The sequence below is a fragment of the Streptococcus handemini genome (assembly GCF_040984445.1).
Classification (GTDB): Bacteria; Bacillota; Bacilli; order Lactobacillales; family Streptococcaceae; genus Streptococcus; species Streptococcus handemini.
Window position 1 is genome coordinate 1 of the sequence record NZ_JBFRYH010000012.1, and the last position, 12,296, is coordinate 12,296.

Sequence of the window (12,296 nt, forward strand, 5' to 3'; positions counted from 1 at the left end):
ACTTTGGGAGTCTATGGAAACGAGAAAATCAATCATTGTAGTCACCTCTATCTCTAGTTTACTACTTTGATTGATTTTGTCACTATGTATGTCGTTTTCTGAAAACTATCTTTTCTTCATGCGTTTGTCGTGATCAAAGTCACTGAAATATTGGCAAAGACCTGATAAAAATAGATATTTTTCCAACCTTCGTAAGAAGTCTAGTTGATCTTTCTTTTCCCAAACCAAAAAAACAGATGAAAATTGCAAGAGACATAGGGGATAGTGAGATGAATCTGATAAGATGATAGTAATTCAAACCGATAAAGGAGAATCTTCATGAAACCAAATCGATTTTGTCAACTCGCACTTGTAGGCGTACTCCTATCAACAAGCGGACTTTACATGACCGCTTGCGCAAACAATTCGACAAAAACAGCAACCCAAACAACTTCTAGTAGCAAACAAGAAACAATCAGCAGTCGTACCCAAATCCAAGACATTGCTGCTAGCACCTACAACGGTATTGCCTTGGTACAATCTAAAACGAACGCAAAAAGTCACGGTACAGGGGTCTTTATCTCACCTGATACCTTGCTGACCAACCGTCATGTTGTCACTGGTTTTGAAAAAGCAGAAGCAGCCGTCGTCCGAACGGTTGATCAAAACGGCAAACAGATTGACCTTCCCATCAAAGAGCTCATTGCACCAGAAGATGAGAGCATGGATATTGGCATTGTCAAACTCCAAAAACCCATCACTTCCAACAAAGAACTTAGTCACCTTACGATTCAAAAAATAGCAAGTCTTGACACAACGGAAAAAGCAAAGGTCTCTGATTTTATCCGAGCAGTAGGCTATCCAGGTGATAAAGAGCATGGCACATTATGGGATAGTCAGGGAACAATTAAAGAAATCGACGGAAACTTCCTCACCTACACCGCTCCTATTGCAAGTGGATCATCCGGCTCTCCCTTATTCAATAAAAATGGCGATATGATTGGATTAGCCAATGCTTCAACAGATGATTTGGACAATCCAACCTCCTTTGGTCTCTTGTTTGATAAAACGATTCGAACCTTTATTGAACAGTATCAATAAGCAACCATCAGCCACTCCCCGTTACCCACTTCTATGGTATACTTCTATGGTATAATAATGGAAATGAATTGAAAACGAGGTAGCTTATGATTCTTTCGATGCGTAATCTTTCTTACCGTAGACAAGGAAAGACTATTTTGGACAATCTTTCATGGGAATATGCTAAAGGAGAGCAATGGGCTGTTCTTGGGTTAAACGGAGCTGGTAAGTCGACCTTATTGCGGATTTTAACAGCTGAATTTTGGAAGAGTTCCGGCGAATTGAGCGTTCTAGGCATTGAATTTGGTAAAGGGGATATTCCTAGTTTACGGACCAAAATTGGGATTGTTGGCTCCTTTTTAGCCGAACGCTTTCCGACTGATCTTTACGCAGAGCAAATTGTTCTCACTGGTAAATACAAATCTTCCATTCTCTATCGTGAATACGGTGAACAGGAATTGCAGGAAGCAAAAGACATGCTGTACAAGATTGACGCTGCCCACCTGATTGGTCGAACCTATGCTAGCTTATCTCAAGGGGAACGCCAATTGCTCCTTATCGCCCGCAGTCTCATGGAAGAACCACAACTATTGATTTTAGATGAAGCAACAGTCGGTCTTGATTTACTTGCTCGTGAACGCCTACTCAAACATATCGAACACATTTGTCAACTTCCCATGGCGCCAGCTATTATCTATGTGACCCACCACGCTGAAGAGATTACCCAATCCTTTACCCATGTCCTCCTACTAAAAGAGGGCAAGATTCTTGCGAAAGGTCCAAAAGAAGACATTCTAACCCCCGAGATTCTAACCCAATTCTATAACCAACAGGTAGAGCTGACTTCACTTGGCGAAGACCGTCTTTTTATCAAGCCACTTGTGTGAATCTTCCCAGAGTTCAAATATTATAGTGGATTGAGAAAGGAATAGGACAAGGCAAGGAGCCGAAGACAGAACTGGCGTTCATCAAAGCAACTTAACGATGTCCTAACCTTTATTCAATTCACTATGAAATCCTTAAAACAGCTGTACTCTTAACAACAGTTGTTTTAAGGCTTTTTGAATACCTGTTTCTAAATAATCAATCCAATAAAACTTTCCACTTACCTTTTTCATAACTGTCCCCTTGGTTCACAATCCTTGGTATAGCCATTGCAAATCATTTTCGTAGCGCAAGTTTGACAAGTACTTGCAAAGTCTGGTTTATGCAATTCCTCCTCGGAAATTTCTAAGCCAATCGCATCTACCAGCCGAAAGTCCATTTTTTTACCTTGATAACTCATCCCAGATTTATAGGCCATTTGACTTTGGAGTTGCTTAGACGGTAACTGGTAGGAACGTCCATCCTTGACAAAATGAGTGCCAGTCTCAATAAAAGCAAAGGTCACATTTGCCGCGCGACAAGCCTTGCTCATATCTTTTATCCAATCATAATGACAAGGTCTAGCTCCGCCATAATTTTCTCCACCACAGATGACCTGCTCTAGCTGGCCTGTCGCAAGATAGGGTTGAAGGTCAATAGCTCCAATTAAAGGCGCACACATGATGCCCTTGTGCTTAAAAGGTAAGTCAAACAAAATCGGAATTCGACGATCAGCCCATTTTTGATTTTCACACGATACATTTAAAAAAACATGATCCCAGCCTTCTCCCCAATCCTTGGGCAAACAATCAAGTACTCGCTCTGGTCGTTTGGTGAGCAAAAAAAACTTGACATCCCGTCGTTGCCAGATCATATCCCAGACCTCATCTCGCCATTGATCCGCTTCTTCTAAAAAGAAATCAGAGGTCATACAGACTCGCAGCATCTCACCACTCTTGACCTTATAATTTCCTTTTCGATCCTTTTGAATCGGATAGGTAAAATCCAATTTCGTCCTATAAATTTGCCTGCCATCTCTCCCACGTAGTTGGTCCAAGTAGTACATATAACAATTTTTACAACCTTCGCTAACTTTTCGACATCCGTGCCAAGGATTCCATGTGTCTCGCATCTCATCTCCTTTCTAATGAAAATCTGTATGATTCCTTTCTTTCCATTCTTTGATATAGTTCAATCGTTGTTTCATTCGAACTTCATGCCCTTCTTCTGTCGGCTGATAATAAACATGGTCGCTAATGCTTGCTGGTCTGGTTGGCATAGTCGTCAGTTTTTCGTCGTAGAAATGAGCTAATTGATACCCCTTGCCATAACCGACTTCTTTCATAAGTTTGGTCGTTGCATTGCGCAAATGAAGGGGAACAGGCTCATCAATCGTTTTCTTAATATCTTTTTGCACAGCTGTACGAGCTTTGTAAGTTGCATTTGACTTGGGTGCTAGAGAGAGGTAGATGACACATTGCGTCAAGTGCACATCACACTCTGGCAGGCCAATATAGCGACAAGCCTGAAAGACATTAATTGCTAAATTAAGAGCGCTATTGTCTGCTAGGCCAACATCTTCACTAGCAAATCGAATCAAACGTCGAGCGATATAAACAGGGTCTTCTCCACCATCAATCATCCGCCCCAACCAGTAAATGGCCGAGTCTACATCGCTATTCCGCATGGATTTGTGGAGTGCTGAAATGATATTGTAATGCTCTTCACCGCCCTTATCATAATAGGCTGTCTTTTTATCCAGCAAAGCTTCCACTAGATCTTCTGTCACCCGAACTTTTTGGTTTCTTACTTCACTATTGATGACCAACATCTCTAAGGTATTGAGAGCCGTACGTGCATCACCATTTGAATAAATCGCAATTTGCTTGAGAATACTGTCTTTAATTTCAATCTCCCAATCAGGAAAAGCGAGCGGTGAATGAACGATCCTCTTGAGAAGCACCAGCAATTCATCTGAACTCAACTGTTTCAAGACAAAAACACGTGTCCTTGAGAGCAGGGCAGAATTGACTTCAAAAGAAGGATTTTCTGTCGTCGCTCCAATTAAAATAATACTACCTTTTTCCACATAAGGCAAAAAGGCATCTTGCTGAGCTTTATTAAATCGATGAATCTCATCGATAAAGACAATGGTCCGCTCACCAAGTTGACGGTGTTCTTCGGCTTCATTCATGATGGCTCGAATTTCCTTAATCCCATTCATAACAGCGCTAAAGGTGACAAAACGAGAGCGTGTTGTTTTAGCAATAATTTCAGCTAAAGTTGTCTTCCCGACACCCGGCGGCCCCCAGAAAATCATAGAAGAAATCTGATCCTTGTCGATCATCTCCCGCAGAAATTTCCCTTCTCCGACTAAGTGACCCTGGCCGATAAATTCATCCAAGGTCCTAGGTCGAACACGACTTGCTAGAGGCGAATGTCGATCCATCTCCCCTTCAAAAAAGCTGATTTGTGCCATTTGCCACTCCTATCGCCTAATTACCAGACGTCTCGTATAAACAGCTTGTCCCGAATGCATCACTGCATCATCAATAGTTGATACGAGACGTACGCCACGTGTCACCGCAGGTTCCCACGACTCGTCAATAATGTCGTCAAGAGACTGCTCCTCTAGCTCCTTGATATAGCGCTTGCCAAAACTAATCGCTTCCTGTAAATACTCTATGAGAAGCGTTTTATCAGCTACCTGAACTTTTTGTGCTTCTTCCACAGTATGAATCCAGTCCTGCGTATCGCTCGGTAACTCCAAAGCAAACTGCTCTTCCCAGCCATTTTTTTGGTATAAAGGGCTTACCTGAGCTAAATCTGCAATCTGAAAATCCACAGTTCTTGCCGTATGCCAGATGAGCCAGATCACAGATTTTAGCAAAGGATCTGGCATCGTATTCGCTTCCTCAACAGTCATCATGTCCAACGTTTCCAAAAAGCGCTCCTCAGCACGTTCCAATGTCTGAATCAATAAATCTTTTGTTTGCATATGTGACTCCTTATCGTTTGAATACTTGATTAGCTTCCGCTTCTAAATTCTCTAAAATTCGCTCTAAATAGCCTTCTACTGCCTCGATTTCTTCCTCTGAAAATCCCTGATAAAAAACATCGCTCAGTTGCTGGCTGATCGCCTCACCGACAGTCTTTTGACTCGCACCAAGTGGAGTCAAGTTAACCATTCGCTTGCGCTTATCTTCTGCCGAAGCCTGACTGACTAGTAAGCCCTGTTCCTCTAAACGCTTCAGCATCAGAGACAGACTGCTATTAGCTAGTCCTGTCACTTGGGACAAATCTGTCGCCGTTTGAGGAGATTTATCCCAAAGAGCTGATAAAATCTTCCCCTGCTCTCCATTGTACAAGGCTCGCTCATCCATGGATAGATAGCGATTAAAGAGCCTCCCATTTAAAAGGCGAATCTTGAGAGTCAAATACCCTCCCTTTTTACTTTTCATGACAACTCCTTTTTGTTTTTATATAAAACTAATATACTTTATATCTTACTATATAAAAACAATTTTAGCAAGAAAAAACAAAAAACTGAGCAAGACGACCATAATGACTCCTGTCCAGTTTCTTTCTTATCCTTTCCTAGCATAATTCACCATATCATATGGCAAGGTATTGACGGTTTCCTTGAGGGAATAGTTTTCTAAATTATTCACATTCTGTCGCAAGCGCTTCGCATAACCAGCTGAAATCATACCTTGATCTTCGTATTCAAAGATGATTTTGCGTTCCAGATAGTAACCTCGTAGCATTTCAACAATATTAGTCGGTTTCATCCGTGTGATAACCCGTTCAATAAAGGCTCCACTACCGATAATAGCTGTTTCACGTAGGCGAGAATCCTGTAAGAAATTGATCAGCGAATTTTTATAAATCCCCTTTAAATGCTCCAAGCTCTCAACAATTACCTCCGTATTAGCCAGATACAGCTCTGCAATACTCTCAATTTCTTCTTTTGTCAAATGGCGTTTCTCCTTTTTCCGCCATGAGCGTAATCGAGCACCCAACGTCACAATTTCATGGAGAATGAGGCGAGAAACACGCCAAAAAACAATCCAAAAATAGGTAAAACGAGAAGCAAAATCGCGGTTAATCCGCTGTTCCATTCCTAAAAGATAGCGCTGATAAAGATGATAGGACCGATCATCAATCTTTCCTTCTTCATAAGCCTGCTCAAGACCATCATTTTCAATACTAAGAATCAATAGTTGAAGACTTGCTAAATCCTTTCGGACGGTCTTATCTTCCCGCTCTAAAATCAGATTTTCAATTCGACCATGATAATTATCAATCGCTGCATAGAGCGGACCTTTAATCTTGGTATGCGCCAAATCCGCTTCTAATTCTGTCACTACATCATTTAAAATTGCGATGTGCATCAGGTATTCTGTCGTTTCTTCCTTACTCTCAGACAGATGTGGCAACACGATCAAGCCAGTTAAGAAACTAAGTAAGGTAACGCCCGCAACGAGAAAGAGTAAGAGAGGATATTCTCTTTCTAAGGTCGCTGGAATTAACAAAATCGTTGCAATGGAAACCGTTCCTTTAACTCCTGAAAATGTCAGTAAAAGACTATCTTTCAAGGCATAGGTCATCTTTTTCTTTGTTCGCATCATTCGATAGGCATAAAAAGCATAAATCATAAGAAAACGGATGCTAAACAATAAGAAGGTGAGAACAAAAATGGTAATCAATAAAAAGAGATTATCATAAATCGGACTGCTCAGAATCGGCTCTAAAATCATCTGCAATTCGATCCCTAACAGAATAAAGACCGACCCATTTAGCATGAAGGTAACGGTGCCCCAAACCGTATCCGTTACCGTATCAACCTGGGCTTCCAATAGGGTGATATTTTTAAACCGACTAGCCTTAAAAATCCCAGCAACGACGACTGCAATAATCCCCGAGACATGGATTTCTTCTGCCAAAAAAAATGTGAGTAGGGGCAGGCTTAATTCCAATAATAATTGGCTCGCAATATCAGAAGCTTGGGCATGTAGCAACAGACGGTGCAAGCGTTGATTGAAAAAGGCAGTTGCCGCTCCAATTGCAAAACCACCTACAATGGAAATGAGTAGAGATACACTAGCTTTTTCGATCGAAAATTCACCTGTAAGCCAGGCTGCAACCGCCACTTGAAAAGCAACCAAGCCGCTCGCATCGTTTAGCAAACCTTCTCCCTTTAAGATACTCTCAACACGCTTTGGAAAGGTAAAACGATCCGATAGAGAAGAAAAGGCTACTAAATCTGTAGGACCAAGCGCTGCCCCTGCCGCCAAGCAGGCCGCTAACGGAAGACTTGCCCAGAGAAAATGTGCCATATAACCTAGGCTAAGAGTTGAAATGAAAATGACTGGGAAAATGAGATACAGCACAATATGCCAGTAGCGCAGAATACTAGTAACATCACTTTCTTCAGCTTCACGAAACAAGAGCGGTCCGATGACCAAAGCAAGAAAGAATTCCGTATCAAGATGAAACTTTCCTTGCGGTATACACAGACCTAACAAGGCTCCGGCAACAATTTGCAACAATGGTAACGGCAAGCGTGGAAACAATTTATTGGCTGCATTTGACGCAATCAAAACCAGTAAAAATACAATTAAATAAAGGAGTATTGTCATCCACTACCCTCCTTATTGTTCTTTACAACATTGTTCAAATAAGAGTTTTTGCTCAGAAATTTTTTCGTCAATTTTAGATAAATCTCGATGTTCAATTTGCTTTTGACACCGTTCCATTTCAAGACTGACCAACTTCTGTTTAATTTTGACCATTTTTTTGCTCAAATGCGCATCGTCAAATTTTTTGGCGAGCTGTTCTCCTGTATTGGAATCAACATACTTACTTCTAAGTCCTGCTAATTTTTCCTGTAAATATTTTTTATCCATGATTGTATTCCTTTAATTTTTCAAGCATTACTAAAAAGGGAGGGTGATTAACTTGATTAAGAGTGCGGTAAATCGCTGCAGTAAATTCCTGTTGAGGGAGCTTGGCTACAAAGTCCAGTACCGCATCACGCTCCACATCTCCACCTTCATGACCATAGTAAATCATGACCGCAATCCGACCACCCAATACCAAGCGTTGACACAATTTTTCAAGTGCCACAATAGTAGTGTTGGGCTGAGTGATAATCGATTTGTCTGCACTAGGCAGATAGCCCAGATTAAAAATCCCTGCTTTCACCTCTCCTACATAGAGATCCAGTTGTTCATGTCCTGCTAAAATCAGCTCAGCATTGGTCAGACCAGCCTTTTCCAGACGTGCATGAGTCTGCTCAATCGCCTGTTCTTGTATATCAAATGCAAACACTTTTTTAGCTCTCTCAGCTAAAAAGAGAGTATCATGCCCATTGCCCATGGTCGCATCCACCACGATATCTTCCTTAGTGATGACTTCTGCTAAAAACTGATGGGCCATTTCTAATGGTCTTAACATGTAAATTTCTGCTCCTTTACTTTACAGCCTTGGACACTCCCACGGCGGCGCATCTCAGTTTCAATGGCATTGAGCACTTCCCACTTATTGAGGCTCCACATTGGTCCGATCAGCATATCGCGCGGTGCATCTCCTGTAATCCGATGAATGACGATGTGCTTAGGGATAATTTCTAACTGGTCACAAATGATATTGACATACTCTTCTTGACTGAGTAGCTGCAACCGTCCTTCATGATAATCCCGCTGCATACGCGTATTAGTCATCAAATGAAGCAAGTGTAATTTAATGCCCTGAATATCATTATCTGTTACGCAGCGGCGAACATTTTCTAGCATCATCTCGTGCGTCTCACCGGGCAGACCGTTAATCAAATGCGACACAATTTCAATCTTAGGAAATTTGCGCAATCGTTTCACCGTTTCAACATAAAGTTCATACGAGTGAGCGCGGTTAATCAAATCTGACGTTTCTTCAAAGGTTGTCTGAAGCCCCAACTCCACTGTCACATGCATGCGTTCTGACAATTCTGCTAGATAGGCAATCGTTTCATCTGGTAGGCAGTCTGGTCGAGTTCCAATATTGATGCCCACTACTCCTGGTTCATTGATAGCCTGCTCATACCGCTCCCGGATAATCTCAACCTTCTCATGCGTATTGGTAAAGTTTTGAAAATAGACCAAATATTTTCGAACATCTGGCCATTTACGGTGCATGAAATCAATTTCCTTATAAAATTGTTCACGAATAGGCGCATCCGGTGCTACAATCGCATCACCAGATCCTGACACCGTACAAAATGTACACCCTCCTTTTGCTACCGTTCCATCACGATTTGGACAGTCAAATCCCGCATCAATCGGCACTTTAAAGGTCTTTTCTCCAAATAATGTTCGATAATAATCATTCAAAGCATTGTAAGATTTCATTCTCCTATTCTACCACATTTCAAGAATGGGAGTAGCAAAAAAATAGAAAAAATGATGTTTCTTTTTACTTTTTCCTACTCTTTACGAATAGATAGGTATGAAGATAATTTTATTGATTTTTTTAGGAGCCTCTCTTGGCTCATTTCTCGGTGTCGTTATTGACCGTTTTCCTGACGAGTCAATCCTCTTTCCTGCTAGTCACTGCAATCATTGTAAGCAGCCATTGAAATGGTGGGATATGATTCCAATTCTCTCACAGCTTGCCATGCGCTCTAAATGCCGTTATTGCCAGACAAAAATCCCTTACTGGTATCTAGGATTAGAAAGTATTTCAGCTGGGTTCATTCTCCTCCTAGCTTTTGGTGTTATTTCTGTTCTACAATGCGCACTACTGTTTGCTGGACTCGTATTAACCATTTATGATATCAAACACCAAGAATATCCCCTCATGATATGGCTTGTCTTTACTTTCCTAGCCCTTCTGCTGTCAAGTCTGAACTGGGTATTTTGTGGCCTAATTTTCCTCGCCTTGCTCGCTGAAAAATATCAACTAAATATCGGTTCGGGTGATTTTTTCTACCTAGCTAGCCTATCTCTCCTCTTTTCCTTTACCGAAATCCTCTGGATCGTCCAGTTAGCAAGTGTATTTGGGCTATTGATTTTCAAACTATTCCATCCCAAATCTCTCCCCTTTGTTCCCTGCCTCTTTCTAGCTAGTCTGATTTTACAGTGCTTATAACCTTCCTTCTACTTTCCCACACATTCCCTACAACTATTTTTAAAAACTATCAACTCAAGACCTCAAGCAAGATACAAAAACACTTCTACTGAAACTAGAATACAACTAGCAATAGAAGTGTTTTCCTTTTGTCTTATCTGGTGTTCATATCACCTGTATATCGTTTGATCAAAAAAGAGCATTTTTACGTCTTATTCACCTTATTTGTCCAAGCTCCGTTGAAAGGCCTCGAAAGTCTGCTCCATCAACATGGTAATGGTCATGGGGCCAACCCCACCAGGTACAGGGGTGATGTAGCTTGCGATCTCTTTTACTTCATCGTAGGCTACATCCCCAATCAATTTGCCATTTGCATCACGGTTCATGCCGACATCAATGACCACTGCCCCTTCTTTGACAAAGTCCTTGGTCACAAAATGCCCACGACCGATGGCTACGACCAAGATATCTGCTTCGCGCGCTAATTGCGCTAGATTTTCCGTCCGTGAATGGGCAATGGTCACGGTCGCATTTGCATCTAAGAGGAGCTGGGCCATGGGTTTGCCGACGATATTGCTCCGACCAATCACGACCGCTTTCTTCCCTTTAAGCGCAATCCCATACTCTCGGAACATCTCCATAATTCCTGCTGGAGTTGAGGGAATCATGACAGGATGACCACTCCAGAGCTTGCCCATATTGGTCGGATGAAAACCATCCACATCTTTTTGAGGGTCAATCGCAAATAGCACCGCCTCTTCATCTATATGGGCTGGTAAGGGCAACTGTACCAAAATCCCATGCCAAGAAGCATCTTGATTGTAGCGGTCAATCAGACGCAACAGCTCTGCTTGTGTTATCGTATCAGGAACTCGCACAACTTCACTGCGAAAACCAGCTGCCAAGGCTGAACGTTCCTTATTTCTCACATAGACTTGACTGGCGGGATCTTCCCCCACCAAAATCACAACCAAACCTGGCTCTAGTCCTGTTTTTTCCTTCAAGAGTGCCGTTTTTTCTGCTAAACGCCCCTGTAACTTCGCTGCTAAGACCTTCCCATCAATGACTGTCATTTCTCATCTCCTTTTCTTTTTTCCTATTATAACAAAAATGAAGGGAGTAGGGTAGAAAATTCATTAGCTATTTGTTATACCATATTCTTTTTTGCTAAACAAGACTTGTTTTTTTTATAAAATGTGATAAAATAACAAATGTAATCGATTACATTTGTTACCTATGCTTTTCGTTTGAATGTAAAGGAGAAAAATGATGAAAAAACAAATTATCGCTACAAGTTTCATAGCTATTTCTTTCGTCAACCTATTCATTCCTTCTCTACTTACTACAACTGTTTCTGCTCAAGAATTCTCAAGAAGCATAAAAAAACGTCTCTGTCTTGTCTGAGCATATTATAACGGACGATGAGTTTTTAAATGTTACAAAAAGCGAATTAGAAAAAGGAAACCTTACTATTGAAGAGTATCAACTTAAAGGCTGAACAGACTTGGGATGGGGATGTTGCAACTACCATCTACTCTGTTACGAACCAGTAGAAGGAGGCTATATATGAAATTTTTAGAAGGAGCACTTTGGGGATTTTTGGGTTCCTTATTGGGAATGATTATCTATTATAAAAAGAAATCAAAGTAAACTTCTAAACCGTCTACAATTTTTTTAGGAAATGATTTATTCCACTATATAAAATCTTCGTTCATCTTTTTAAAAAACGGATTACTTTTCAATATCAAGGCAATACGTTAGAAGATGGATGGAGATTTTTCGCTACTTTCAATACCACCAGCTACGTTAATTTCTTTGCCAGTAAGATCTGCACCGTCTCATCTCCTTTTATATATGTTCTCCATTATACCAAAAATATTCATCTGACTTTAGCACTTTTTATTCGTCATCCCTATAGGCAAAAACTACCATCAAAAACCGCTGAACAACTCCAGCGGTCATGTTTACTCTTTCAATTTCATTTGGTTTCAAGCAAGAGATGTTAACCACGTAATCCCTAAAAACGAATGACTATTTTTTTAAGCCTTTTTTAACATAGAACCTATACAAGGACTTCCCTAAAAAGAATAGCTTCCCTAAAATGTAAAAAATGAAAAGAATAAATGAGAACCAAAAAATCCATACAATAAGGGATACATTCCAAATCAGAGGTTGAAGGATAAAATTGAGTATCAATACTAGCCCCCACCTTTGTCCCCAGGTCATTTTTCTTTGGATGAACCACTCTAAAAAGTCCTCTCCAGAAT

12 protein-coding genes are annotated in these 12,296 nt (G+C 40.9%); 3 read left to right on the plus strand and 9 right to left on the minus strand.

Translation table 11 applies throughout. From position 1 onward, the window contains the following. Positions 1-318 precede the first annotated feature (318 nt). Both ABPH35_RS03020 and ABPH35_RS03025 read left to right on the plus strand, forming a co-directional pair. The gene (locus tag ABPH35_RS03020) at positions 319-1,080 is read left to right on the plus strand and encodes a S1 family peptidase (RefSeq protein WP_349988204.1); all 762 of its coding nucleotides are present in this window, start codon (positions 319-321) and stop codon (positions 1,078-1,080) included. Between the two features lie 86 nt (positions 1,081-1,166). Beyond that, the gene (locus ABPH35_RS03025) at positions 1,167-1,946 is read left to right on the plus strand and encodes an ABC transporter ATP-binding protein (protein ID WP_349988205.1); all 780 of its coding nucleotides are present in this window, start codon (positions 1,167-1,169) and stop codon (positions 1,944-1,946) included. A gap of 227 nt (positions 1,947-2,173) precedes the next feature. Here ABPH35_RS03025 and ABPH35_RS03030 read toward each other — a convergent pair whose 3' ends face one another. The 8 genes from ABPH35_RS03030 to ABPH35_RS03065 form a co-directional block, all read right to left on the minus strand. Continuing rightward, positions 2,174-3,055 carry a DUF5131 family protein gene (locus ABPH35_RS03030; protein ID WP_349988206.1) on the minus strand — a complete coding sequence of 294 codons (882 nt, stop codon included), beginning with the start codon at positions 3,053-3,055 and terminating at the stop codon, positions 2,174-2,176. A 12-nt stretch (positions 3,056-3,067) separates the two neighbouring features. Further along, on the minus strand, positions 3,068-4,402 hold the full coding sequence (locus ABPH35_RS03035; RefSeq protein ID WP_349988207.1) for a replication-associated recombination protein A: 1,335 nt from the start codon (positions 4,400-4,402) through the stop codon (positions 3,068-3,070). Positions 4,403-4,411: 9 nt separating this feature from the next. Then, positions 4,412-4,921, minus strand: coding sequence for a DinB family protein (locus ABPH35_RS03040; protein ID WP_349988208.1), 510 nt, complete (start codon positions 4,919-4,921; stop codon positions 4,412-4,414). Positions 4,922-4,931: 10 nt separating this feature from the next. Further along, entirely contained in the window at positions 4,932-5,384 is a 453-nt protein-coding gene (locus tag ABPH35_RS03045; protein WP_349988209.1) for a MarR family winged helix-turn-helix transcriptional regulator, read from the minus strand. Positions 5,385-5,510: 126 nt separating this feature from the next. After that, complete coding sequence (locus ABPH35_RS03050; protein ID WP_349988210.1) at positions 5,511-7,565, minus strand: cation:proton antiporter; 2,055 nt, start codon at positions 7,563-7,565, stop codon at positions 5,511-5,513. A gap of 12 nt (positions 7,566-7,577) precedes the next feature. After that, entirely contained in the window at positions 7,578-7,832 is a 255-nt protein-coding gene (locus tag ABPH35_RS03055; RefSeq protein ID WP_154608683.1) for a hypothetical protein, read from the minus strand. Continuing rightward, positions 7,825-8,382: a class I SAM-dependent methyltransferase gene (locus ABPH35_RS03060; RefSeq protein WP_349988211.1), complete on the minus strand. Its 558-nt coding sequence runs from the start codon at positions 8,380-8,382 to the stop codon at positions 7,825-7,827. Before ABPH35_RS03060 ends, ABPH35_RS03055 begins: the two co-directional genes overlap by 8 nt. Beyond that, on the minus strand, positions 8,376-9,311 hold the full coding sequence (locus tag ABPH35_RS03065) for a TIGR01212 family radical SAM protein (protein ID WP_349988212.1): 936 nt from the start codon (positions 9,309-9,311) through the stop codon (positions 8,376-8,378). The genes ABPH35_RS03060 and ABPH35_RS03065 overlap by 7 nt, the downstream gene beginning before the upstream one ends. Before the next feature lie 97 nt (positions 9,312-9,408). Here ABPH35_RS03065 and ABPH35_RS03070 point away from each other — a divergent pair, with 97 nt between their 5' ends. Further along, positions 9,409-10,050, plus strand: a complete 642-nt coding sequence (locus ABPH35_RS03070; protein WP_349988213.1) for a prepilin peptidase — start codon at positions 9,409-9,411, stop codon at positions 10,048-10,050. A 200-nt stretch (positions 10,051-10,250) separates the two neighbouring features. Here the strand turns inward: ABPH35_RS03070 and ABPH35_RS03075 are convergent, their stop codons facing one another. Further along, entirely contained in the window at positions 10,251-11,102 is an 852-nt protein-coding gene (locus ABPH35_RS03075) for a bifunctional methylenetetrahydrofolate dehydrogenase/methenyltetrahydrofolate cyclohydrolase (protein ID WP_349988214.1), read from the minus strand. Positions 11,103-12,296: the final 1,194 nt, after the last annotated feature.

Excerpts from the sequence above, each read along its gene's own strand:
- ABPH35_RS03020 (WP_349988204.1), top strand. The coding sequence starts at position 319 with ATGAAACCAAATCGATTTTGTCAACTCGCACTTGTAGGCGTACTCCTA.
- ABPH35_RS03025 (WP_349988205.1), top strand. The coding sequence starts at position 1,167 with ATGATTCTTTCGATGCGTAATCTTTCTTACCGTAGACAAGGAAAGACT.
- ABPH35_RS03030 (WP_349988206.1), bottom strand. The coding sequence starts at position 3,055 with ATGCGAGACACATGGAATCCTTGGCACGGATGTCGAAAAGTTAGCGAA.
- ABPH35_RS03035 (WP_349988207.1), bottom strand. The coding sequence starts at position 4,402 with ATGGCACAAATCAGCTTTTTTGAAGGGGAGATGGATCGACATTCGCCT.
- ABPH35_RS03040 (WP_349988208.1), bottom strand. The coding sequence starts at position 4,921 with ATGCAAACAAAAGATTTATTGATTCAGACATTGGAACGTGCTGAGGAG.
- ABPH35_RS03045 (WP_349988209.1), bottom strand. The coding sequence starts at position 5,384 with ATGAAAAGTAAAAAGGGAGGGTATTTGACTCTCAAGATTCGCCTTTTA.
- ABPH35_RS03050 (WP_349988210.1), bottom strand. The coding sequence starts at position 7,565 with ATGACAATACTCCTTTATTTAATTGTATTTTTACTGGTTTTGATTGCG.
- ABPH35_RS03055 (WP_154608683.1), bottom strand. The coding sequence starts at position 7,832 with ATGGATAAAAAATATTTACAGGAAAAATTAGCAGGACTTAGAAGTAAG.
- ABPH35_RS03060 (WP_349988211.1), bottom strand. The coding sequence starts at position 8,382 with ATGTTAAGACCATTAGAAATGGCCCATCAGTTTTTAGCAGAAGTCATC.
- ABPH35_RS03065 (WP_349988212.1), bottom strand. The coding sequence starts at position 9,311 with ATGAAATCTTACAATGCTTTGAATGATTATTATCGAACATTATTTGGA.
- ABPH35_RS03070 (WP_349988213.1), top strand. The coding sequence starts at position 9,409 with ATGAAGATAATTTTATTGATTTTTTTAGGAGCCTCTCTTGGCTCATTT.
- ABPH35_RS03075 (WP_349988214.1), bottom strand. The coding sequence starts at position 11,102 with ATGACAGTCATTGATGGGAAGGTCTTAGCAGCGAAGTTACAGGGGCGT.